Genomic DNA, 23,596 nt, shown 5'->3' with positions numbered 1-23,596 from the left:
GATGAAGATTATTGTACCTGCAACAAGTGCCAATATCGGGCCAGGATTTGACTCGGTCGGTGTAGCTGTAACCAAGTATCTTCAAATTGAGGTCTGTGAAGAACGAGATGAGTGGTTGATTGAACACCAGATTGGCAAATGGATTCCCCACGATGAGCGCAACCTTTTACTCAAGATTGCTTTACAAATTGCGCCTGACTTGCAACCAAGACGCCTGAAAATGACCAGTGATGTTCCCCTAGCGCGTGGTTTGGGTTCTTCTAGCTCGGTTATCGTTGCTGGGATTGAACTGGCTAATCAATTAGGTAAGCTCAACTTATCTGACCACGAAAAATTGCAGCTGGCGACCAAGATCGAAGGACATCCTGACAATGTGGCTCCAGCCATTTATGGTAATCTCGTTATTGCGAGTTCCGTTGAAGGGCAAGTCTCTGCTATCGTAGCAGACTTCCCAGAGTGTGATTTCCTAGCTTATATTCCTAACTATGAATTACGTACTCGAGACAGTCGTGGTGTCCTACCTAAAAAATTGTCCTACAAGGAAGCTGTTGCGGCTAGTTCTATCGCCAATGTGGCGGTTGCAGCCTTGTTGGCAGGAGACATGGTGACTGCTGGTCAAGCGATTGAGGGAGACCTCTTCCACGAGCGCTATCGTCAAAGTCTGGTCCGTGAATTTGCGACGATTAAGCAAGTAGCCAAAGAGAATGGTGCCTATGCAACCTATCTCTCTGGTGCTGGACCAACAGTTATGGTCTTGGCTTCTCATGATAAGATGCCAGCGATTAAGGAAGAATTACAAAAGCAACCCTTCAAAGGCAAACTGCATGATTTGAAAGTTGATACGCAAGGTGTCCGTGTCGAAGCGAAATAAAGAATAAAAGATAGGATGGGGAAACTCTTGACCAGAGGGCTTCCTATCCTTTTTTTGAAAAGAAGTTTATACTCAATGAAAATCAAAGAGCAAACTAGGAAGCTAGCCGCAGGCTGCTCAAAACAGTGTTTTGAGGTTGTGGATAGAACTGACGAAGTCAGTAACCATACCTACGGTAAGGTGACGCTGACGTGGTTTGAATTTGATTTTCGAAGAGTATTAGTTAACAACTTGATAAAGGAGAAATAAAGATGGCAGAAATTTATCTAGCAGGTGGTTGTTTTTGGGGCCTAGAGGAGTATTTTTCACGAATTTCAGGCGTATTAGCAACCAGTGTCGGCTACGCTAATGGGCAAGTCGAAACGACCAATTACCAGTTGCTCAAAAAAACAGACCATGCAGAAACGGTTCAAGTGATTTATGACGAGAAAACAGTGTCACTCAGAGAAATTTTGCTTTATTATTTCCGTGTCATTGATCCCTTATCAATCAATCAACAAGGGAATGACCGTGGTCGCCAATATCGTACTGGTATTTATTACCAAGATGAAGTAGATCTGCCAGCTATCTATACAGTGGTGCGGGAGCAGGAGCGTATGTTGGGTCGAAAGATTGCAGTAGAAGTGGAGAAACTTCGCCACTACATTCTGGCTGAAGACTATCACCAAGACTATCTCAAGAAAAATCTTTCCGGTTACTGTCATATCGATGTGACAGATGCTGAGAAGCCATTGATTGATGTGGCAAATTATGAAAAGCCTAGTCAAGAGGTGTTAAAGGAAAGCTTAACTGAAGAGTCCTATCGTGTCACCCAAGAAGCTGCTACAGAGGCTCCATTTAGTAATGCCTATGACCAAACCTTTGAAGAAGGGATTTATGTAGACATCACGACGGGTGAACCACTTTTTTTTGCCAAGGATAAGTTTGCCTCAGGTTGTGGTTGGCCAAGTTTTAGTCGTCCGATTTCCAAGGAATTGATTCATTATTACAAGGACATGAGCCATGGAATGGAGCGAATTGAGGTTCGTTCTCGGTCGGGCAATGCTCACTTGGGTCATGTTTTCACAGATGGACCTCGGGAGTTAGGTGGCCTCCGTTACTGTATTAATTCTGCATCCTTGCGTTTTGTATCCAAGGATGAGATGGAAGAGGAAGGATATGGCTATCTATTACCTTACTTAAACAAATAAAACAGAGAGGGTGGGCGCTTCCCCCTTTCTTCATTTCCAGAATAAGAATAGAAGGGATCTATGAAACACTTACTATCTTACTTCAAACTCTATATCAAAGAATCCATTTTGGCTCCCTTGTTCAAGCTGCTAGAAGCTGTTTTTGAGCTCTTGGTTCCCATGGTGATTGCTGGGATTGTTGACCAGTCCTTGCCCCAGAGAGATCAAGGTCATCTTTGGATGCAGATTGGCCTGCTCCTTATCTTTGCAGTGATTGGCGTTTTAGTGGCCTTGGTAGCCCAGTTTTACTCAGCCAAGGCAGCGGTTGGGTTTGCCAAAGAACTGACAGACGACCTTTATCGTCATATTCTTTCCCTACCCAAGGATAGCAGAGATCGTCTGACAACTTCTAGCTTGGTGACTCGCTTGACTTCGGACACTTACCAGATTCAGACTGGTATCAATCAATTTCTGCGTCTCTTTTTGCGAGCGCCTATTATCGTTTTTGGGGCTATCTTTATGGCCTATCGCATCTCGGCTGAGCTGACTTTCTGGTTTTTAGTTATGGTTGTGATTTTGACGATTGTCATTGTAGGCCTCTCTCGACTGGTAAGTCCTCTCTACAGTAGTCTCAGAAAGAAAACGGACCAGCTGGTTCAGGAAACGCGCCAGCAATTGCAAGGGATGCGGGTCATTCGTGCTTTTGGTCAGGAAAAACGAGAGTTACAGATTTTTCAAACCCTTAACCAAGTTTATGCTAGATTGCAAGAAAGGACAGGTTTCTGGTCTAGTTTGTTAACACCTCTGACCTATCTGATTGTTAATGGGACTCTCCTTGTTATCATCTGGCAGGGCTATATTTCAATTCAAGGAGGTTTACTCAATCAAGGTGCCCTGATTGCCCTTATCAACTATCTCTTGCAAATCTTGGTGGAATTGGTCAAGCTAGCTATGCTGATAAATTCCCTCAATCAGTCCTATATCTCAGCTAAGCGAATCGAGGAAGTATTTGCTCAAGCTCCAGAAGACATCCATTCAGAATTAGAAGAAAAGCAAGCTACCAGTAATCAGGTTTTACAAGTTCAAGAATTGACCTTTACCTATCCTGATGCGGCCCAACCTTCTCTGAGAAACATTTCCTTTGATATGAAGCAAGGGCAAATCCTTGGTATCATCGGGGGAACTGGTTCAGGTAAGTCAAGCTTGGTGCAAGTCCTACTTGGACTTTATCCAGTCGACAAGGGGAGCATTTCCCTTTATCGAGATGGACGTAGTCCTCGCAATCTTGAGCAGTGGCGATCTTGGATTGCCTATGTGCCCCAAAAAGTCGAACTCTTTAAAGGAACTATTCGTTCCAACTTGACTCTAGGTTTCAATCGAGAAGTAACTGACCAAGAACTCTGGCAGGCCTTGGAGATTGCGCAAGCTAAGGATTTTGTCAGTGAAAAGGAAGGAATTTTGGATGCCCTAGTTGAGGCAGGAGGTCGAAATTTATCAGGTGGACAAAAACAACGTCTGTCTATCGCCCGAGCAGTCTTGCGCCAAGCTCCTTTTCTCATCCTAGATGATGCGACCTCAGCTCTCGACACCATCACAGAGTCCAAGCTCTTGAAATCTATTCGAGAAAATTTGCCAAACACGAGCTTAATCTTGATTTCTCAACGGACTTCGACGCTTCAGATGGCTGACCAGATTCTCCTTTTGGAAAAAGGTGAGTTACTAGCTGTTGGCAAGCACGATGACTTGATGAAGACTAGCCAAATCTATCACGAAATCAATGCATCCCAACATGGAAAGGAGGACTAGCATGAGACGACAAACCGCAAACCAGACGCTCAAACGTTTAGCCGTAGATTTAGCAAGCCATCCCTTCCTCCTTTTCCTAGCCTTTCTAGGAACTATTGCCCAGGTTGCCTTATCAATCTACCTACCTATTCTGATCGGGCAGGTCATTGACCAGGTCCTGGTGGCTGGTTCTTCACCAGTTTTTTGGCAGATTTTTCTCCAGATGATCTTGGTGGTAATAGGAAATACACTGGTACAATGGGCCAATCCTCTTCTTTATAATCGTCTAATCTTCTCTTATACCAAAGACTTGCGAGAGCGAATCATCCATAAGCTCCATCGTTTACCGATTGCTTTTGTGGATCGGCAAGGTAGTGGGGAGATGGTTAGTCGTGTAACCACGGACATAGAACAGCTGGCAGCTGGCTTGACCATGACTTTCAATCAATTTTTCATTGGTGTCTTGATGATTTTGGTTAGTATTCTAGCCATGCTCCAAATTCATCTCCTCATGACCCTCTTGGTCTTGCTGTTGACGCCACTGTCCATGGTGATTTCACGCTTTATTGCCAAGAAATCTTATCATCTCTTCCAGAAGCAAACAGAGACGAGGGGGATTCAGACTCGGTTGATTGAAGAATCGCTTAGCCAGCAAACTATTATCCAGTCCTTCAATGCTCAGACAGAGTTTATCCAAAGACTGCATGAGGCGAATGCCAACTACTCAGGCTATTCTCAGTCAGCCATCTTTTATTCATCAACGGTAAATCCTTCGACTCGCTTTGTCAATGCGCTCATTTATGCCCTTCTTGCTGGAGTGGGAGCCTATCGTATCATGATGGGTTCAACCTTGACCATCGGACGTTTAGTGACTTTTTTGAATTACGTCCAACAGTACACCAAGCCCTTTAACGATATTTCTTCTGTTTTAGCCGAGTTGCAAAGTTCTCTCGCTTGTGCAGAACGTGTCTATGCTGTCTTAGAGAGTCCTGAGGTGGCTGAAACAGGTAAGGAAATCTTGACCAGCGACCAAGTCAAGGGAGCTATTTCCTTTAAACATGTTACTTTTGGCTACCATCCAGAGAAGGTCTTGATTAAGGATTTATCCATTGACATTCCTGCTGGTAGCAAGGTTGCTATTGTTGGTCCGACAGGTGCTGGCAAGTCAACTCTTATCAATCTCCTCATGCGTTTTTATCCCATTAACTCGGGAGATATCTTGCTGGACGGTCGTTCCATTTACAACTATACCCGAGCGTCATTGAGACAGCAGTTTGGGATGGTGCTCCAAGAAACCTGGCTCAAGCAAGGGACCATTCATGACAATATTGCCTTTGGAAATCCTGAAGCCAGCCGAGAGCAGGTGATTGCTGCTGCCAAAGCAGCCAACGCAGACTTTTTCATCCAACAGTTGCCACAGGGATACGATACTAAGTTGGAAAATGCGGGGGAATCTCTATCTGTCGGTCAAGCCCAGCTCTTGACCATCGCCCGAGTCTTTCTGGCTATTCCTAAGATTCTTATCTTAGATGAGGCAACTTCATCTATAGATACCCGTACAGAAGTACTGGTTCAGGATGCCTTTGCAAAGCTCATGGAAGGGCGCACCAGCTTTATCATTGCCCACCGCTTGTCTACCATTCAGGATGCGGATCTGATTCTAGTCTTGGTGGATGGTGACATCGTGGAACATGGCAATCATCAGGATCTCATGGCAAGAAAGGGCAAGTATTACCAAATGCAGCGAGCTGCAGTTTTTAGCTCTGAATAAGCCATCCCTGTCCATTTAAAGTCTTAATGACACTAAAAGTTGCCTTCGGGTGACTTTTTTGTTACAATAGCTAGAAAAATTGTTCACTGTAATACTCAATAAAAATCAAAGAGCAAACTAGGAAGCTAGCCGCGGGCTACTCGAAGCACTGCTTTGAGGTTGTAAATAAGACTGACAAAGTCAGTCACATATACCTACGGCAAGGTGAAGCTGACGTGGTTTGAATTTAGTATAAATTGTCTTATAGAAAAGGAGCCTATAATGAAAGTCTATCAGCATGTAAATATCGTGACTTGTGACCAAAATTTCCATGTCTATTTGGATGGTCTCTTAGCTGTTGAAGCATCTAAAATCGTCTATGTTGGTCAAGAGAAGCAAGAAATTTTAGAGCAAGCTGAGCAGATTATAGACTATCAGGGAGCCTGGATCATGCCTGGTTTGGTTAATTGCCACACCCATTCTGCTATGACAGGCTTGAGAGGGATCCGAGATGACAGCAATCTCCATGAATGGCTCAATGACTATATCTGGCCAGCTGAAGCAGGATTTACAGCAGATATGACTACAAGAGCAGTCAAGCAGGCTCTGACAGAGATGCTCCAGTCAGGAACAACAACCTTCAACGATATGTATAATCCCAATGGTGTGGATATTGAGAGAATTTATCAGGCAGTCAAGGCATCTAAGATGCGTTGTTATTTCTCACCGACCCTCTTTTCTTCAGAGACAGAGACAACTGCTGAGACCATAAGCAGAACACGTGCTATTATAGAGGAAATCTTAGGATATGAAAATCCAAATTTCAAGGTTATGGTAGCTCCACATTCTCCATACAGTTGTAATCAAGACTTGCTGGAAGAAAGCTTAGATATGGCAAAAGAGCTGGACATTCCTATCCATATCCATGTAGCGGAGACTCAGGAGGAATCAGGAATTATCCTCAAACGCTATGGCAAACGCCCCCTCACCTTTCTAGAAGAACTAGGTTACTTAGATCATCCGTCTGTCTTCGCTCATGGAGTCGAGTTAAACGAGCGAGAAATTGAACGCTTGGCGACTTCTCAAGTGGCTATCGCCCATAATCCTATTAGTAACCTTAAACTGGCCTCAGGAATCGCTCCCATCATCCAACTGCAAAAAGCAGGAGTGGCAGTAGGAATTGCGACAGATTCAGTTGCTTCCAACAACAACCTTGATATGTTTGAGGAAGGGCGGACCGCCGCTCTCCTTCAGAAGATGAAGAGTGGAGATGCGAGCCAATTTCCTATTGAAACAGCCCTCAAAGCTCTGACGATAGAAGGTGCTAAGGTTCTTGGAATGGAAGATCAGATAGGAAGTCTAGAAGTTGGCAAGCAGGCAGATTTTCTGGTCATCCAACCACAAGGAAAAATCCATCTCCAACCTCAGGAAAATATGCTCTCTCACCTCGTTTATGCAGTCAAATCCAGTGATGTTGATGATGTCTATATCGCTGGAGAACAGGTGGTTAAGCAAGGCAAAGTTTTGACGGTAGAGATTTAAAAAAATTTCAAAAAAAGTTTGCAAACATCTTGCATTCTTTTTTTGTCTATGCTATACTTATATACGGTTTGAAAAAACTGCCTAAGACAGTAGGGGAGCTCGACTCATAAAGATCCTACCGAGGACAAAACGTATCATGTAAAAAGAAGCGTATTGTACTTTCGTGTCTAGGTTTGGGCGCGTTTTTCTTTTGGAAAAATTCCCCAAGCAAAATAATTACGGAGGTGAACACACTAATGAGTGAAGCAATTATTGCTAAAAAAGCGGAACTAGTTGACGTAGTAGCTGAAAAAATGAAAGCTGCTGCATCTATCGTCGTTGTAGACGCTCGTGGTTTGACAGTTGAGCAAGATACAGTTCTTCGTCGTGAGCTTCGTGGAAGCGAAGTTGAGTATAAAGTCATTAAAAACTCAATCTTGCGTCGTGCAGCTGAAAAAGCTGGTCTTGAAGATCTTGCATCAGTATTTGTTGGACCATCTGCAGTAGCATTTTCTAACGAAGATGTTATCGCACCAGCGAAAATCTTGAACGATTTTGCTAAAAACGCTGAAGCACTTGAAATCAAAGGTGGTGCAATCGAAGGCGCTGTCGCATCTAAAGAAGAGATCGTTGCTCTTGCAACTCTTCCAAACCGCGAAGGACTTCTTTCTATGCTCCTTTCTGTACTTCAAGCGCCAGTGCGCAACGTTGCTCTTGCAGTCAAAGCGGTTGCAGACAACAAAGAAGACGCAGCTTAATCTTAAGCTACGCAGCGTAGCATAGCTACGAAAAAACTATTATATAATTAAAAACTTATTTGGAGGAAATAACAATGGCATTGAACATTGAAAACATTATTGCTGAAATTAAAGAAGCTTCAATCCTTGAATTGAACGACCTTGTAAAAGCTATCGAAGAAGAATTTGGTGTAACTGCAGCTGCTCCTGTAGCTGTAGCTGCTGCTGGTGGCGCTGAAGAAGCTGCTAAAGATTCATTCGACGTTGAATTGACAGCTGCAGGCGACAAGAAAGTCGGCGTTATCAAAGTTGTACGTGAAATCACTGGTCTTGGACTTAAAGAAGCTAAAGAACTTGTTGATGGTGCACCAGGTGTCATCAAAGAAGGCGTTCCAACTGCAGAAGCAGAAGAAATCAAAGCTAAATTGGAAGAAGCTGGAGCTTCAGTTACTCTTAAATAAGAGGCATATACCAATTAGAATTCGGAATACTATAGTATCAGCCTTTTAGAATCGTGAACACATTTTAGAAACTGATAAATTAATTTAGTTTCCTGCCAAAAACCCTACCAAAAATTAATTTGGCAGGGTTTTTCTTTTTAATAAAAATATTTTGGAGAACAGTTGAATATTGTTCTCCTTTTTTTATTTTCTGGAGGGAAAATGACAAAAGAATTACAATCATCACGCTATATCGTCATTTCATTTTTAGTACGTGAAATGGGAATTGACATTGTTGAAGCCATCTCTCTTATGGCTGAATTAGAAAAAAGTGGCTTGGTTCGCTTGGAATCAAATGGCGATTTAATACTCAAAGAACTTGGAGGAGAGCTATGAAACGAATTACCGCAAATCAATACCAAACTTCAGAACGGTATTATAAATTACCTAAAATTCTTTTTGAGGATGAGAAATATATGGATATGAAACTAGAAGTAAAGGTGGCTTATTCTATTTTAAAAGATCGTTTAGAATTATCTCTCAGTCGTGGTTGGATAGATGAAGAAGGCGCGGTCTATTTAGTATTTTCTAATTCTAAACTGATGAGGCTGTTAGGTTGTTCGAAGTCAAAATTACTGTCCATCAAAAAAACTCTTAAAGAATATGACTTAATTGATGAAGTTCAACAGTCTTCAAGTGAGAAAGGAAGACTAGCTAATAAGATTTATTTAGGGGAATTATCTTCTACCCCAGTAGGTAATTCAAACAGGCCTAGTGTTAAAAAAAGACTAGGGCAGGTTGAAAATCAAACGGCCCCCGTCTCACATTCAGCCCCTAGTGAGACTGAAGTTAGTGAGACTAAATATAGTGAGACTGATTCTTTATTTATTGAGGATGAGGAGGATAGGAATACTCAACCTATCTTGAAAAGAAAAGTAGAAAAGGTCACAAAATATGATCGAGATTATATTTGGGGATTGGTACAAGATCAATTTAGACGCGAAGGTTTTTCTGAAACAGCCAGTGAAATTGCTATGACTGATTTTGAGAAAATCTATCAGTATGCTCTAGATAATGTCCGCTTTGTTAGACGTGCGGAAGTGCTTGCTGAATTTGTGTTTAACGGCTTGTATTCTGTTTGGAATAACCGTGTTAGAAAAGGAGGTGGTTAAATGTCGCCAATCGAGTGGATATTAGTTATGCTCATTTTCATTTCAAGTGGTTTGACTCTTTGGACATTAATAGTCGATCAGAAAGGGGTAATCAAGAAATGAAATTTATTGATTTATTTTCAGGTATCGGTGGTTTTCGACTAGGAATGGAAAGTGTCGGACACGAGTGTATTGGATTTTGTGAGATTGATAAATTTGCTAGAGAATCTTATAAATCCATTTTTCAAACGGAAGGAGAAATAGAATTTCATGACATACGAAATGTTTCAGATGATGAATTTAAAAAACTTAGAGGGAAAGTCGATATCATCTGTGGGGGATTCCCTTGTCAAGCATTTTCAATCGCAGGAAGACGATTGGGATTTGAAGATACTAGAGGAACTTTGTTCTTTGAAATTGCTCGGGCGGCCAAACAAATCCAACCACGTTTTCTTTTTCTTGAAAATGTTAAAGGCCTACTCAATCACGATAAGGGACGGACGTTCACCACAATCCTTACCACACTTGATGAGTTGGGGTTTGATGTTGAGTGGCAGGTGCTTAACAGTAAGGATTTTGGCGTTCCCCAAAACAGAGAGAGGGTGTTTATTATCGGACATTCTAGAAAGAAAGGTACCAGACTCTTATTTCCTTTCAGACGAGAAGGTCAAGCAACTAACTCTGAGATTTTAAAAACATTAGGAAATTTGAATCCATCAAAAAGTGGAATGAGCGGTAAAGTTTATTATTCAGAAGGTCTTGCGCCAACCTTAGTTCGTGGGAAAGGAGAAGGATTTAAGATTGCGATTCCTTGTATGACACCAGACAGATTAGACAAGAGACAAAATGGTAGACGCTTTAAGGAAAATCAAGAGCCGATGTTTACTTTAAATACTCAGGATCGTCATGGCATTGTCGTTGTTGGAGATTTACCCACTAGCTTTAAGGAGACCGGTCGCGTCTATGGAAGTGAGGGCTTATCTCCAACACTGACTACGATGCAAGGAGGAGATAAAATTCCCAAAATACTGATTCCAGAACCAATCCAATTTTTAAAAGTCAGGGAAGCAACTAAAAAAGGATACGCTCAAGCAGAGATTGGAGATTCAATCAATTTGGAAAGACCAAGTTCTCAGTATCGGCGTGGTAGAGTTGGAAAAGGTATAGCGAATACGTTAACAACTAGTGGTCAAATGGGAGTAGTAGTGGGTAGCTATGAAGGAGAAGATAAACAAGTTTATCATGTAGCTGGTGTCTTGATAGATGGACAATTTTACCATCTGAGGATACGACGAATCACTCCTAAAGAGTGTTTTCGCTTGCAGGGCTTTCCTGATTGGGCTTTTGAAGCTGCGAGAAAAGTCTCTAGTAATAGTCAGCTCTATAAACAAGCTGGTAATAGTGTAACCGTTCCTGTGATTGCCGCGATCGCAAAGAAATTAAAAGAAATAGAGGAAAAAGATGAAAGCATTAAATAAAGAATCAATACTAGATTGTGATGAATTAGAAACAGAATTACATGATGCAGAAATCAAACAGCTGGATGAACAATTATTTTTGATGCCCAATTATCCATGTGAGTTTGAAGTAACATTTTTAGATGATTACCATAAAAAACACAACTACCCACTATTTTACGAGTCCTATCTTCAAAACGTTATGGAATTCCTTGAAAGTCAAGACATAAAGAATGGGGTTGATGCCTTTGTAGATGATATTCAGAATCTTGTTTTTGTTTTATATGGACAAGGCTATCGAGCCGAGGGAAAAGAAGGAATACTTACAACCCAAGTAACTGTAAAAGCTTATGATGAAGACAAGAAATCGATTAACTTCTCAAATTCATTAGATTCCTTAATCGTCTCAGAATATCAAATGGAACCGAATCTTTGGGAGGTCTCCCATGATTGATCTCTATCTAAGTAAAAATAGCCAAAGAAATCAACTTCTTTTGGATTTCTTTCAAAAGTATGGCATCGAGGTGTCTTGTCATTCGATTTCTGAAATGACAAAGGATAAATTAATTGAGATGATGAGCTATTCTTCAGATTGTTTTGAGTTTCTATCTCCCAATTTATTACGATTTAAGAACCGTGACAATCTAAGATTAACGGATTTCATTGAAATGATATTAAAAAATCCTGAACTATGCATCAGGCTTCCTCTTGCGGTTTCAAATAAGAGAGTTTATCCAAATCTGAATTTGGAAGAGGCTAGAGCTCTATTGCCAAGAGATACGAAACAATTGATTTACATGGCACAAACACATTATTTATCTAGTTAAAGGAGAAGCAATATGGCTGAACGATTTTGGGAGAACTTGTCCATTATTTTGGCTGAAAGAAATATTAGCTGGATTGAGTTAACCAGAAAAATGTTTGCGGGAGAGTTTCACTATCCAAGTGAATTGAATCGTTTGTATCAAAAAATACGCCACTACAAGATGGAACAACGAATGCCTCAAAGTCCATGGGTAGAAAGGATTGTGCAGGTATTAGATTTAGATTATGAAGATTTATTTCGGAGGTAACTATGAAAAGAATAATTCCAGTTTATATATTCCAACAAGTAAATGTCTTATTGGTATCCCTATACTTACTGAAATTGCTTTGTATTGGTGAGTTAACCATACTACAGATTCTCTATTGTGCGTCGCTCATTTCTTTTTTATGGATGTATGGCCAACGAAAACAAGTGGTCAAGGTCAATATGAAAACTAGGATGAAATGGCTTGGTATTGGATTCGTTAGCCTACTGATTATAAGCCTATGTTTTAGTCTGATTCATGCTCAAGGAACCACGAATCAAGCAAACTTAATTGGCCTTCAACATCAGGTTCCTTGGTTTTCATTTTTATTGTTCTTAATCAATGCGAGTATGGTTGAAGAATTTCTGTATCGAGAAATTTTATGGAACCTGGTCAGAAAATTAGATATTCGAGTTGCTTTGACAAGTGTTTTATTTGCCTTAGTACATCATCCAGGAACCATTCTAGCTTGGTGTTTATATGTTTCACTTGGGATCTTTTTAGGGATGGTGCGCTATAAATCGGACTTATGGGGAAGTATGGGTCTACATTTGGTGTGGAACCTACTAGTTTATAGTTTGCTGCTTTTTTAGACAAAATTAGCTTATTTTAGGGAAATGAAATGCTAACGTTATGTAACAATGTTAGTCTTTTATTTCAAGATCTTTGTTTAGTATGAATTTAGCTCTACAGGAAAATAAAAAATGTGATAAAAATTTCAACTACTCTTATCTATAATAAAGCTACCTGTTCTTTGAAAATTGAATTCACTCCGTCTTGATTAGCGTGCCTGTGTAAGTAGGGACTGAGAGTATTTCCCTGTGAAGGGCAACTGGCACAAGACGTGTGTGAGAATTTTCTAACAGACACGGAGTTTATCGTTACCAGACTTAAACGATGCGACAAACTAGATAAAGGAGTTAATCATGAAGGTAGTAAACTTGTATGATTTGAAACAAATGGGAAATAAAGGTGGTTGTACCATCCAATTGATTCATCACTTTCCTTTTGGTATGGGCTTAGGACATCTCAAAAAAGACTACATTGAATTTAAACGTGTTGGTATCTTTGATGGAAAAGCAGTAGAAGTTACTCTTCGAGAACCTTATTCGAGAGATCTACTGCAGGTTGTCAAGTCGATTAAGCAACGTCAGAAATTGATAGCTTATCGTTATAAAGAAGGAAAGCTGCTATTTGTGAAGAAGGAGGCCTCAGATGTCCTCTGAACAACAGGAACGAATGGCAGTTCAATATGCAGAGCGTAGTCTTTTATTTACTGTAAGAAGTCTCTTAAAGATTCTAGAATGGTCTAGACGTCAGGCTTTAGCACAGGATTCCGCCTATAAGATAGGGGTGCAGAAATTAGAAGAATTGCTACAATCTCCTTATTCGATTGACACGATTAATCTGAAAAAAGATTTTTTAGACAAACCAATTGATATAGAGAAATTTAAAGCTTTTTTAGAAAAAGAAGAGATTCCTTTAGCCATCGCTTGGCAAGGGGATTCTCTACATTTCTATACGAAAGACCGTTCGATTCTAGACAATCATTTAGACCATCTGCTAGAAAAAATGGTTAATGATCCGGAGAAATTAGCTGATTTTACTATGGATAAGTCATTAGACGATGCAATTGATGAGGCGAAATCCCAAATTACCTTTAGACAAGAAGGGGCCGTCAAACAGAAAGAGATGGTGAGATGATGTACAGTGGAAAGAAATTCCTACTATTCTCACTGTTAGGCATCTTACTAGGCTATCTTTTTCATCGTTTGACGCTTTTGTATGATTCCTATACTGGAAATAGCTTAAATAAATGGACTCATCTTCTGATGGAGGGTCAAGATGAAGTTCTTCAGTCGCCATGGAATATTTCTTTTACTGGAAAATCAAGTGCTTTTTTTCTACTAGGCTTTGTGATGATGCTGCTGGTTTATCTCTATTTAGAGACTGGAAAAAAACAATACCGAGAAGGGGTAGAATACGGGAGCGCCCGTTTTGGAACTCTAAAAGAAAAGAAGCTCTTTTACGGTAAGGAATTTTCTCATGATACGATCTTAGCACAAGATGTTCGTCTGACATTATTAGATAAAAAACCAGCCCAATATGATAGGAATAAGAATATTGCGGTGATTGGAGGTTCAGGAAGTGGGAAGACATTTCGCTTTGTGAAACCCAATCTTATTCAGATGAATAGTTCTAATATTGTAGTTGATCCTAAAGACCACTTGGCCGAAAAAACAGGCAAACTCTTTTTAGAACATGGCTACCAAGTAAAGGTGTTAGATTTAGTCAATATGAAGAACTCAGATGGCTTCAATCCTTTTCGCTATATAGAGACAGAAAATGATTTGAATCGCATGCTGACGGTTTATTTCAATAACACCAAAGGCTCTGGCTCCCGTAGTGATCCATTTTGGGATGAAGCTTCTATGACTTTGGTACGAGCTTTAGCCTCTTACTTGGTCGATTTCTATAACCCACCTAAAACAAGAGAACAGCTCATAGAAGAAAGTCGTTTAAGTCAAAAGGAATACCAAAACTTGTTGAAACGTCAAAAAAAAGAAGTGGAAGAGCGAAAAAAACGAGGGCGTTATCCAAGTTTTGCTGAAATCTCAAAACTCATTAAACACTTATCCAAGGGTGAAAACCAAGAAAAAAGTGTCTTAGAAATTCTATTTGAAAATTATGCTAAAAAGTATGGAACTGAAAATTTTACCATGCGAAATTGGGCAGATTTTCAAAATTATAAGGATAAGACTCTGGATTCTGTTATAGCTGTAACCACTGCTAAATTTGCCCTCTTTAATATTCAAAGTGTCATGGATTTGACCAAAAGAGATACCCTTGATATGAAGACATGGGGCAAGGAAAAATCAATGGTTTACTTAGTTATCCCAGATAACGATAGTACCTTTCGCTTTCTTTCAGCCCTCTTTTTTTCAACAGTATTTCAAACTCTAACAAGACAAGCAGATATTGATTTTAAGGGGCAATTACCTCTTCATGTGAGAGTCTACTTAGATGAATTCGCAAATATCGGAGAAATCCCAGATTTTGCTGAACAAACCTCAACAGTCCGTTCTCGGAATATGAGTCTCGTTCCTATTCTGCAAAATATTGCTCAACTTCAAGGACTCTATAAAGAAAAAGAAGCTTGGAAAACTATTCTTGGGAACTGTGATAGCTTAGTCTACTTAGGTGGTAATGATGAAGATACTTTTAAATTTATGAGTGGGTTACTCGGTAAACAAACCATTGATGTTCGAAATACTAGTCGTTCCTTTGGCCAAACAGGTTCAGGATCCCTTTCTCATCAAAAGATTGCTCGTGATTTAATGACACCTGATGAAGTCGGAAATATGAAACGGCATGAATGCTTAGTTCGAATTGCCAATATGCCTGTCTTTAAAAGCAAAAAGTACAATTCAACTAAGCATCCAAACTGGAAGTACCTTGCCAATCAAGAAAACGATGAACGGTGGTGGAACTATCAGATCAATCCTTTGAATCAAAGTCAGGAAAATCATCTTGAAGGCCTTAGAATTCGTGATTTAACTTTTGAATCTAGTTTAAAATAAAAATAGAAAAGAGGAAATAGATGATTACGCATTTTAAAGGTTTTGTTTATGGAGTAGACGCAAGTGCTATGTTTGCACAAGCTATGTCTTTGTTACAGAAGGGATTGATTGCGGTTGGTGCCTTTCTCGTTGTTGTTGGGATTGTCAATCTTGCAACCAACATTAAAGACGGTGGACCAGGTGTTCGGAATGCCATTCTTGAAATTGTCGGTGGTGTTATGGTCGGGGCTGCTGGAGCCTTTGTAACCCAGATTTCAATTTAGGAGGATAAACAATGACATGAATCTTAGTTTAGTCTCACCCTTTGTTTACCTTGCATCTGAAAAAATATCAGCTGAAAATTTATTTGAAGGATTTAATGTGGATTTACAATCTACGGTAGATCTGATTAAATCACTATCTAGCTACAATCCAACAGTTTGGACTTATATGTCTAGTATTACTAAAAGTGTCATGCAGCCCCTTGGAGTTGCGATTTTATCAGTTGTTCTCATCTTAGAATTTTCGAAGATAGCAAAGAAAATTGCTAACTCAGGAGGAGCGATGACCTTTGAAGCATTAGCACCGATGTTGATTAGTTATATTATGGTCGCAGTTGTAATTACCAACACTACCGTTATTGTAGAAGCTATCATCGGGATTGCGAGTCACGCCATTGAACAAGTGGCTTCCATTGTGGCTCACGGTGGGTCAAAGTATGATACCATCTCTGGATTAAAAGGGTCAGGATTTATTGGCCGGATGATTGTGGGCTTTTTCGCCCTCCTCATTTGGCTTGTTCGGATAGTAAGTGCAGCCATGGTTAATCTTTTGGTATCTATTCGATTTATTCAACTCTACCTTATGATCCCATTTGCCCCTCTTACGATTCCAACATTTTTAAGTGATGAATGGAAGTCTATTGGTATAGGCTATTTAAAAAATATTATGGTCTATGCGGTACAAGGGGTTCTTATTTTTCTGATTGTTTCTCTTGTTCCTTTGTTTGAATCTGCTGGTAAAATAGCTGTTTCAAATGGTGCAGGAGTCCTGCAATCACTTGCGATTATGTTTGGTAGTTTGGTACAAGCTATCTTACTGATTATTGCCCTCGTTGGTTCTCAACGTACGGCTCGCTCAATCTTAGGTATGTAATTAGATAAAGGCTAGGAAGTGGTTGCTTCTTAGCCTTTTTAGAAAGGAAAGTCATGAATACACGTGTCTTTAAAGACATCTCAAAATACCAACACAGGGCTTGGTTAGGTTTCACCACAAGACAAATCATCTTTGTTATACCAGCCTTTATTGTCACAATTATTGTTTTGGGCTTGAATCTCTTTTTCTGGCAATTTGGAGATTGGTTTGTTTACGGTTTTGTGTTTGCTTTTACCATCCCCCTCTTGCTTTTTGGAGTCTATAAACCCAATGATTTATATTTTGAACATTATTTGAAATACCGTCTTCATTTTGAACTAACGGTTCCCCTACGCACAATTACAGGAAAGAAAGGACTTGAACATGAAAAGAAAATTAAATACATTAAAGAAACAAAAAACTTCAACGACTAATAAAAAGGAAGAAGTTAAAGATAAAAAAGAGGAAGTGTTACCATCAACGGCTAATACTCTTTCCTATCAAGCCTTGTATCAAAATGGTCTGATGCAGGTAAAAGAAGATTATTTTTCACAAAGCTATTTACTTGGTGATGTCAATTACCAGACAGTTGGTTTAGAAGATAAGAGCGCAATCATTGAGAAGTATTCTGATTTGATTAACTCTTTAGATGACCAAACCAACTTCCAATTGACCATTTTTAATAAAAGATTGAATTTAGAAAAATTCAGACACAGTGTTTTGTATGAGGAAAAAGAAGATGGGTACGATAGCTATCGTAAAGAATTGAATCGGATGATGAATCAAAATTTAGATAGTGGTGAAAATAACTTTTCGGCTGTGAAACTGATTAGTTTTGGTAGAAAGGATTCTAATCCCAAACAAGCCTATCGTTCCTTGTCTCAAATAGGCGAATATTTCAAGAGTGGTTTCTCAGAAATTGATGCTCGATTTGGATCCTTGACTGGAGAAGAACGGGTGAACTTGTTGGCAGATATGCTTAGAGGAGAACACCATCTTCCTTTTTCTTATCGTGATTTAACGAGATCTGGCCAGACAACTCGTCACTTCATAGCACCTAATCTCTTGGATTTTAAAAACAAGAATTACCTACAAATCAATGACCGCTTATTACAGATTGTCTATGTGAGAGACTACGGTATGGAATTAGGGGATCAGTTTATCCGAGACCTCATGCAAGGAGATCTGGAATTGATTGTAAGCCTTCATGCTCAAAGTTCGACCAAGGCAGATGCCATGAAGAAACTACGAACAAAGAAAACCTTAATGGAATCCCAAAAGATTGGGGAACAACAAAAACTAGCTCGTACAGGTATCTATTTGGAAAAAGTAGGTCATGTATTAGAAAGCAATATCGATGAAGCTGAGGAACTCTTAAAAACCATGACCGAGACAGGAGATAAACTATTTCAAACGGTCTTCTTGATTGGGGTCTTTGGTCAGGATGAAGAAGAACTCAAACAAGCCCTAGACACTATCCAACAAGTGGCCGGCTCAAATGACCTAATGATTGATAAACTTCCATATATGCAAGAAGCAGCCTTTAATAGCTTGCTGCCATTTGGTTGTGATTTTTTAGAGGGCGTATCACGGAGTTTATTAACATCTAATGTAGCAGTGAACTCACCTTGGACTTCAGTAGATTTACAAGACCGTAGTGGGAAATATTACGGTATCAATCAAATATCAAGTAATATTATTACCATTGATCGCAGCCTATTAAATACACCGTCTGGTTTGATTTTAGGAACATCTGGAGCTGGGAAAGGGATGGCAACCAAGCATGAAATTATCACGACTAAAATCAAGGAATCTGGTGAAAATACTGAAATTATCATCGTGGATCCAGAAGCAGAATACAGTGTCATTGGACGGGCTTTTGGGGGAGAAATGATTGATATTGCGCCCGATTCCCAGACTTATCTCAATGTACTTGACTTGTCTGAGGAAAATATGGATGAGGATCCTGTAAAGGTAAAATCAGAATTTCTTTTATCCTTTATCGGTAAGTTATTGGATAGAAAAATGGACGGAAGAGAAAAATCGATTATCGACCGAGTCACCAGACTCACCTATCAGTCATTTAAAGAGCCTTCTTTGGAAGAATGGGTCTTTGTCTTGAGCCAACAACCAGAAGAAGAAGCGCAGAATTTGGCACTTGATATGGAACTGTATGTCGAAGGTTCTCTTGATATTTTTTCTCATAAGACCAATATTCAGACAGGATCTAATTTCTTAATCTATAATGTTAAAAAGTTAGGAGATGAGCTGAAACAAATTGCTCTTATGGTTGTTTTTGATCAGATATGGAATCGTGTCGTTCGGAATCAAAAATTAGGGAAGAAGACCTGGATTTATTTTGATGAAATGCAGCTTCTCTTATTAGATAAATATGCCAGTGATTTCTTCTTTAAATTGTGGAGTCGTGTCAGAAAATATGGAGCTAGTCCGACTGGGATAACCCAAAATGTCGAAACCTTATTGTTAGATCCAAATGGTAGACGGATTATTGCAAATAGTGAATTTATGATTCTCCTCAAGCAAGCAAAAAATGACCGAGAAGAACTGGTTCAACTCTTAGGCTTGTCAAAAGAACTCGAAAAATACCTTGTCAATCCAGAAAAAGGGGCAGGACTGATAAAAGCTGGTTCAGTTGTCGTACCCTTTAAAAATAAGATTCCTCAAGGTACTCAATTGTTTGATATCATGAGTACAGATCCTGATAAAATGGCTTCTAATTAAGGGGAAGGTAAATGAAGGATAAAAGAGAAATCATACGTGCCCGAAAGGCATTTAGAAGAAGTCTAAAAGATGAGAAGAAATTCTTGAAACAAGGAAAGAAGGAGGTGAAGAAACAGAAAAAAGATTCTGCTGTGCTGGATGAAAAAGCATGGAAAAAAGAGATAAAAGAAAAGCTAGAGGAGATGAGAGAAGCTTCAAAGGCTAGAGTAAAACAAGCAAATGAAGACTACAATCACATCCTTCAAAATACTTCTCCATCTCTTTTGAATCGGAAAGAATTAAGAGACAGACGATTGCCTCATGCTAGGAAACGATTGAAAATAGCCAAGAAGCAATTTAGAGAAGTCAAGGTACAAACAAAAGAAGAAAGAAAAGAGAGTCGTAAAGAAAGAAAAACCAATCCAAAATTTCTCTACGGTCAGGAAACAAAAGTAAAATCCAATTTTTTCTTTCAAGGGAAGAGTTTAGAAGAATTAAAAGCTAAGAAAGAAGTCAAGGCCGCAAAAGAAAATCTAAAATCTACTAAACAAGCCTATAAGTCCAAAAAAGTCAGTAGGAAAGCCAAAACTTTTCTTTATGTTCTTGGACGTGAAGGAGGAGAGTTAGCTTCAGAAAATGAAAATTTAGAAGGCTATCGCACGCTTCAAGAGACTATCAGAAAAGGGAAACGGTACAGTCGCCTTTCTTATAATCTCGGAAAAGCTAGTGTCAAAACAGGACAAGCAACAGGTCGTTTTACCAAGAAAAGACTGACCAACACAAAAGAGCGATACCATCATTTTAAGGATGGAAAAGGATGGAAACTAGCGAAAGATAACCCAAGTTCCTTTAAAAATCGGTTTCGAAAATTAAAGAAACAAGGTCTTACAAGTGTTCGAAATATCTATCAAAAACTAAAAGCAGCCTTTTCCTTCTTTACATTTGCGACTGGGAATCCTGTAACCTGGATAGTTGGAGGAATAGTCTTTCTTCTTTTACTTATAATGAGCTTCTTTTTAGGATTTTCATCTTCTAGTTTGATTCAACAAGATGAATTTGAATTAACAAAAGCTTATACCCACCTAACTTGGGAAGATGCAGAACATACTCGCACAAATGACAAAGGAATTACCTATTACACAAAAGTTGATGATGTGATGGGGTATATGAACTTTAAATTCCATGACTATGAGTTACACAAACCAGTTCACTTATTTAGTACAGAAACTTACAAGGATTATCTATCTACTTTGTGGCATGATTTAAACGATGGGGAAGATTTGAAATCCATGCAAGACCTCTATGAAACTCCTAAGTATAAACTATCGAAAGACGATCAAGAGGAAATGAAGGAACTAAAAGAAGAAGGTGTGTATGCTTCCATGCAGGAATTGGACAATCCATTTGAGGGGAAAAGCAACGAAGATAGTCTAACCATGACTTATCGTTATGGATACTATGATTTAGACGGAAAACCTACCCTTCAGGAGTACATTCTACTAGAAGCAAAGGCTCACCAAACGATTGTCGCACCAATGGATGGAGTTGTATCTCTAGATGGCGACAATGTTATTCTCACTAACGGAAAAGGAGAGAATGAGAGTAGATTGACCTTGTATTCTATTCATAATGGCCGTGCGATTGAGGGGACAAGAGTCCTAACGGGTGATATTATTGGTGAAACACCAGACGATACAGGTTTGAAAGTTTCCTATCAAAAGTATAAGAACAAGAAAGAAAAATTGGTGTATGTCAATCCGCAATTTTATTTTCCAAAGGTCATTCAACTTCAGACCACTATCTTACCTGCCATTGGTCAGTTTGGTGGGGATGAGTTTGAACGTGCAAAACATATTTATGATTTTTTGAAATCTCAAGGGGCAAGTTCCCAAGCCATTGCGGCTATTTTAGGAAATTGGTCGGTAGAATCTTCTATCAATCCAAAACGAGCTGAGGGAGATTATTTATCTCCTCCTGTTGGCGCTACCGATTCCTCATGGGATGATGAAACCTGGTTAGCAATTGGAGGTCCAGCCATTTATAGTGGTGCTTATCCTAATATACTTCATAGAGGTTTGGGGTTAGGGCAATGGACGGATACCGCAGATGGTTCAACACGTCATACAGCCTTGTTAAATTATGCACGCACCCAAAATAAGAAATGGTATGATTTAGACCTCCAACTTGATTTTATGCTTCACGGTGATAGTCCTTACTATCAAAGTTGGTTAAAGGATTTCTTTGGAAATACGGGCAGTGCAGCCAATCTAGCCCAACTCTTCCTTACCTATTGGGAGGGAAATTCTGGTGACAAACTACTGGAAAGACAAACCAGAGCAACGGAATGGTATTACCAAATTGAAAAAGGCTTTAGCCAAACAAATGGAGGACAGGCAAAAAGTGACCCGCAATCCCTTGAAGGTGTTCGTGGAGACTTGTATGATCATTCTGTTCCTGGTGGTGGAGATGGTATGGCCTATGCCTATGGACAATGTACATGGGGTGTTGCGGCTCGTATGAACCAGTTAGGCTTGAAATTAAAAGGAAGTAATGGAGATAAGATTTCAATCATTAATACTATGGGAAATGGTCAGGACTGGGTTGCGACAGCTTCAAGTCTTGGTGGGGAAACTGGCTCTACACCAAGAGCAGGTGCTATTGTTTCTTTTGTGGGAGGAACACATGGAACACCAGCAGACTATGGTCATGTGGCTTTTGTAGAGAAGGTCTATGATGATGGTTCTTTCCTCGTGTCCGAAACTAACTATGGTGGTAACCCTAACTATACCTTTAGAAAAATCTCGCAAGCAGATAGCGCCATTAGTTTTGCCTATACTACGAAATAGAAGAGTTTACACTTGAAATTTTAGCTATTTTCAGGTAAAATAAATAGTGTAGATGAGTGGTCGGCTCATGGTCAATCTGATAGTAATCTTGGACATAAGGGCCAAGCGGTGGCGGACACCAGAACGAAATCCGATAGCAATCTTGGACGTAAGGGCCAAGCGGTGGCAGACACCAGAATAAACCGACTGACTAGGTGGCTTACAGACTCTGTAAACCACCTTTTTTGTGAGGAAAATATGGCAAATTCTAGAGATTATCGTAATCCAAATTACACCGAAAAAATAAAACTTCAGCGTTTTTTTACTCAGTTACAAATTGCGGCTTCTTTTTTTAAAGAGCACTTCGTTGGCAAAATCATGTATTATGAAACTGAAATAGAAAGTGTTGAACTTCATTTTTCACCTACTAATTTCATGCACCTATGTGGTGTTGATTACCGAAAAGGTGCAGGCAGTTTCTTTGACGATTGTTTAAATAGACATGTCATAATTGATGAGTTGAAGATAAAAAAAGATGGAACCACGATGCAAAAGTTACAAGTTTTAGGATCCATTGAGGAGTTATTGGGAAAGCATGTTCATCTAACTGGTTCAGGACGTTATTTGTATTTGGAGTTTGATTATGCTCTACGTACAAGAAAACAGATACTAGCATTAACATTGAAAGAAACATCAAGGAAAATTGTTCCTCAATCTTTATTAGATTTGAAGAGAAAGACAGTATTTCCAAAAGGTCAAAAAGTAATTTCAATTTACTCAAAACATTTACAAACGTCGGAACTTTTTTATTATTCAAAAGATTAGTTTACATATCTTTTGTGGCATAAAATATATTTTTATCATTTTCAGGAGAACGCAGTTTTGGCTCGTTCTCTTTTTTGTTGTGATACTTCTTTCAAGGAATATTTGGTAGGATTGGAGTGAAAAAAGATTAACTAGGAAAGAAGGAAGTATATGGAAGCCATTTATCAACGTGATTCGGATCAAGATGGACTGACTGATGCTCAAGAATTTGCGCTAGGAACCAATCCTCTTAGCGCAGATTCTGATGGTGATGGTCGTTCAGATTTAGTGGAAGTAGAAGAAGGAACCAATCCCTTAGAAAAGGATTTACAAAACATAGATCAAATAAGTATAACTGAACCGTCTTCAGTATTTATGGAAATGAAACAAAAGATTTCAGATATGATGGAGAGTCACTATAAGGAATTTATACAGGCTCTGATTAGTATTGAAACAGGGATTGAAAACCAACAAGACCTAGAAGACTTATATACTTACTACATGAGAACAGATGCCGTTTCTCTTTTGTCTAGTGATTTAGAAACCAGTCCTCAAGAGGTGGAAATGGAGATAGAGTTGTAGGGGAATCATGTGATTCTCC

General features: G+C 39.4%; 25 protein-coding genes and 1 other annotated feature. Of the genes, 24 read left to right on the top strand and 1 reads right to left on the bottom strand.

Annotated features, from left to right (window positions below):
* Nucleotide 1: 1 nt before the first annotated feature.
* The 22 genes from thrB (at nucleotide 2) to HMPREF9965_RS05545 (ending at nucleotide 22,212) form a co-directional block, all read left to right on the top strand.
* Nucleotides 2-871, top strand: a complete 870-nt coding sequence (gene thrB, locus HMPREF9965_RS05650; protein ID WP_000692408.1) for a homoserine kinase — start codon at nucleotides 2-4, stop codon at nucleotides 869-871.
* 251 nt (nucleotides 872-1,122) lie between these two features.
* Nucleotides 1,123-2,061, top strand: a complete 939-nt coding sequence (gene msrB / locus HMPREF9965_RS05645) for a peptide-methionine (R)-S-oxide reductase MsrB (protein WP_000818198.1) — start codon at nucleotides 1,123-1,125, stop codon at nucleotides 2,059-2,061.
* A gap of 60 nt (nucleotides 2,062-2,121) precedes the next feature.
* Nucleotides 2,122-3,846: an ABC transporter ATP-binding protein gene (locus tag HMPREF9965_RS05640; RefSeq protein ID WP_000681670.1), complete on the top strand. Its 1,725-nt coding sequence runs from the start codon at nucleotides 2,122-2,124 to the stop codon at nucleotides 3,844-3,846.
* A 1-nt stretch (nucleotide 3,847) separates the two neighbouring features.
* Nucleotides 3,848-5,596, top strand: a complete 1,749-nt coding sequence (locus HMPREF9965_RS05635) for an ABC transporter ATP-binding protein (protein WP_001254288.1) — start codon at nucleotides 3,848-3,850, stop codon at nucleotides 5,594-5,596.
* A gap of 261 nt (nucleotides 5,597-5,857) precedes the next feature.
* Nucleotides 5,858-7,117 (top strand): TRZ/ATZ family protein, encoded by a 1,260-nt coding sequence (locus HMPREF9965_RS05630; protein ID WP_000870439.1) that lies wholly within the window; start codon nucleotides 5,858-5,860, stop codon nucleotides 7,115-7,117.
* 62 nt (nucleotides 7,118-7,179) lie between these two features.
* Nucleotides 7,180-7,315 (top strand) — a sequence feature (ribosomal protein L10 leader region).
* Nucleotides 7,316-7,353: 38 nt separating this feature from the next.
* On the top strand, nucleotides 7,354-7,854 hold the full coding sequence (gene rplJ / locus HMPREF9965_RS05625) for a 50S ribosomal protein L10 (RefSeq protein WP_001287274.1): 501 nt from the start codon (nucleotides 7,354-7,356) through the stop codon (nucleotides 7,852-7,854).
* A 74-nt stretch (nucleotides 7,855-7,928) separates the two neighbouring features.
* Entirely contained in the window at nucleotides 7,929-8,294 is a 366-nt protein-coding gene (gene rplL / locus HMPREF9965_RS05620; protein WP_001196969.1) for a 50S ribosomal protein L7/L12, read from the top strand.
* A 201-nt stretch (nucleotides 8,295-8,495) separates the two neighbouring features.
* Nucleotides 8,496-8,669, top strand: a complete 174-nt coding sequence (locus HMPREF9965_RS12995) for a hypothetical protein (RefSeq protein WP_000159606.1) — start codon at nucleotides 8,496-8,498, stop codon at nucleotides 8,667-8,669.
* Entirely contained in the window at nucleotides 8,666-9,445 is a 780-nt protein-coding gene (locus tag HMPREF9965_RS05610) for a replication initiator protein A (RefSeq protein ID WP_000822774.1), read from the top strand. The genes HMPREF9965_RS12995 and HMPREF9965_RS05610 overlap by 4 nt, the downstream gene beginning before the upstream one ends.
* A gap of 98 nt (nucleotides 9,446-9,543) precedes the next feature.
* Nucleotides 9,544-10,902, top strand: coding sequence for a DNA (cytosine-5-)-methyltransferase (dcm, locus tag HMPREF9965_RS05605; protein WP_000668588.1), 1,359 nt, complete (start codon nucleotides 9,544-9,546; stop codon nucleotides 10,900-10,902).
* Nucleotides 10,886-11,335, top strand: coding sequence for a hypothetical protein (locus tag HMPREF9965_RS05600; protein ID WP_000645891.1), 450 nt, complete (start codon nucleotides 10,886-10,888; stop codon nucleotides 11,333-11,335). Before dcm ends, HMPREF9965_RS05600 begins: the two co-directional genes overlap by 17 nt.
* Nucleotides 11,328-11,708, top strand: coding sequence for an arsenate reductase family protein (locus HMPREF9965_RS05595; RefSeq protein WP_000566534.1), 381 nt, complete (start codon nucleotides 11,328-11,330; stop codon nucleotides 11,706-11,708). The genes HMPREF9965_RS05600 and HMPREF9965_RS05595 overlap by 8 nt, the downstream gene beginning before the upstream one ends.
* A gap of 12 nt (nucleotides 11,709-11,720) precedes the next feature.
* Entirely contained in the window at nucleotides 11,721-11,954 is a 234-nt protein-coding gene (locus tag HMPREF9965_RS05590) for a hypothetical protein (RefSeq protein ID WP_000840776.1), read from the top strand.
* A gap of 2 nt (nucleotides 11,955-11,956) precedes the next feature.
* On the top strand, nucleotides 11,957-12,544 hold the full coding sequence (locus HMPREF9965_RS05585; RefSeq protein WP_000821303.1) for a CPBP family intramembrane glutamic endopeptidase: 588 nt from the start codon (nucleotides 11,957-11,959) through the stop codon (nucleotides 12,542-12,544).
* A 333-nt stretch (nucleotides 12,545-12,877) separates the two neighbouring features.
* Nucleotides 12,878-13,177 carry a hypothetical protein gene (locus HMPREF9965_RS05580; protein WP_000869753.1) on the top strand — a complete coding sequence of 100 codons (300 nt, stop codon included), beginning with the start codon at nucleotides 12,878-12,880 and terminating at the stop codon, nucleotides 13,175-13,177.
* Nucleotides 13,167-13,655, top strand: coding sequence for a hypothetical protein (locus HMPREF9965_RS05575; protein ID WP_000093687.1), 489 nt, complete (start codon nucleotides 13,167-13,169; stop codon nucleotides 13,653-13,655). Before HMPREF9965_RS05580 ends, HMPREF9965_RS05575 begins: the two co-directional genes overlap by 11 nt.
* Entirely contained in the window at nucleotides 13,655-15,532 is a 1,878-nt protein-coding gene (locus HMPREF9965_RS05570; RefSeq protein WP_025170820.1) for a VirD4-like conjugal transfer protein, CD1115 family, read from the top strand. Before HMPREF9965_RS05575 ends, HMPREF9965_RS05570 begins: the two co-directional genes overlap by 1 nt.
* Nucleotides 15,533-15,552: 20 nt before the next feature.
* Nucleotides 15,553-15,795, top strand: a complete 243-nt coding sequence (locus HMPREF9965_RS05565; RefSeq protein ID WP_000627865.1) for a hypothetical protein — start codon at nucleotides 15,553-15,555, stop codon at nucleotides 15,793-15,795.
* A gap of 16 nt (nucleotides 15,796-15,811) precedes the next feature.
* Complete coding sequence (locus HMPREF9965_RS05560; RefSeq protein WP_001054255.1) at nucleotides 15,812-16,666, top strand: conjugal transfer protein TrbL; 855 nt, start codon at nucleotides 15,812-15,814, stop codon at nucleotides 16,664-16,666.
* Between the two features lie 53 nt (nucleotides 16,667-16,719).
* A complete protein-coding gene (locus tag HMPREF9965_RS05555; protein ID WP_001097584.1) occupies nucleotides 16,720-17,079 on the top strand; it encodes a PrgI family protein in 360 nt (119 codons plus the stop codon).
* Nucleotides 17,030-19,387, top strand: coding sequence for a VirB4-like conjugal transfer ATPase, CD1110 family (locus HMPREF9965_RS05550; protein WP_000823786.1), 2,358 nt, complete (start codon nucleotides 17,030-17,032; stop codon nucleotides 19,385-19,387). Before HMPREF9965_RS05555 ends, HMPREF9965_RS05550 begins: the two co-directional genes overlap by 50 nt.
* Before the next feature lie 11 nt (nucleotides 19,388-19,398).
* Complete coding sequence (locus HMPREF9965_RS05545; protein ID WP_000653453.1) at nucleotides 19,399-22,212, top strand: phage tail tip lysozyme; 2,814 nt, start codon at nucleotides 19,399-19,401, stop codon at nucleotides 22,210-22,212.
* Nucleotides 22,213-22,242: 30 nt separating this feature from the next.
* Here the strand turns inward: HMPREF9965_RS05545 and HMPREF9965_RS13155 are convergent, their stop codons facing one another.
* Nucleotides 22,243-22,431, bottom strand: coding sequence for a hypothetical protein (locus HMPREF9965_RS13155; RefSeq protein WP_071788347.1), 189 nt, complete (start codon nucleotides 22,429-22,431; stop codon nucleotides 22,243-22,245).
* Nucleotides 22,432-22,449: 18 nt separating this feature from the next.
* Here HMPREF9965_RS13155 and HMPREF9965_RS05540 point away from each other — a divergent pair, with 18 nt between their 5' ends.
* Together HMPREF9965_RS05540 and HMPREF9965_RS05535 are read left to right on the top strand one after the other, a co-directional pair.
* Entirely contained in the window at nucleotides 22,450-23,016 is a 567-nt protein-coding gene (locus HMPREF9965_RS05540) for a PBECR4 domain-containing protein (RefSeq protein ID WP_000013901.1), read from the top strand.
* 150 nt (nucleotides 23,017-23,166) lie between these two features.
* A complete protein-coding gene (locus HMPREF9965_RS05535) occupies nucleotides 23,167-23,577 on the top strand; it encodes a thrombospondin type 3 repeat-containing protein (RefSeq protein WP_000387505.1) in 411 nt (136 codons plus the stop codon).
* Nucleotides 23,578-23,596 lie beyond the last annotated feature (19 nt).

This window comes from Streptococcus mitis bv. 2 str. SK95 (assembly GCF_000222705.1).
GTDB classification, from domain to species: domain Bacteria; phylum Bacillota; class Bacilli; order Lactobacillales; family Streptococcaceae; genus Streptococcus; species Streptococcus mitis_AY.
Note: the sequence above shows the minus strand (reverse complement) of the source record. Positions and strands in the feature narration are given on the sequence as shown.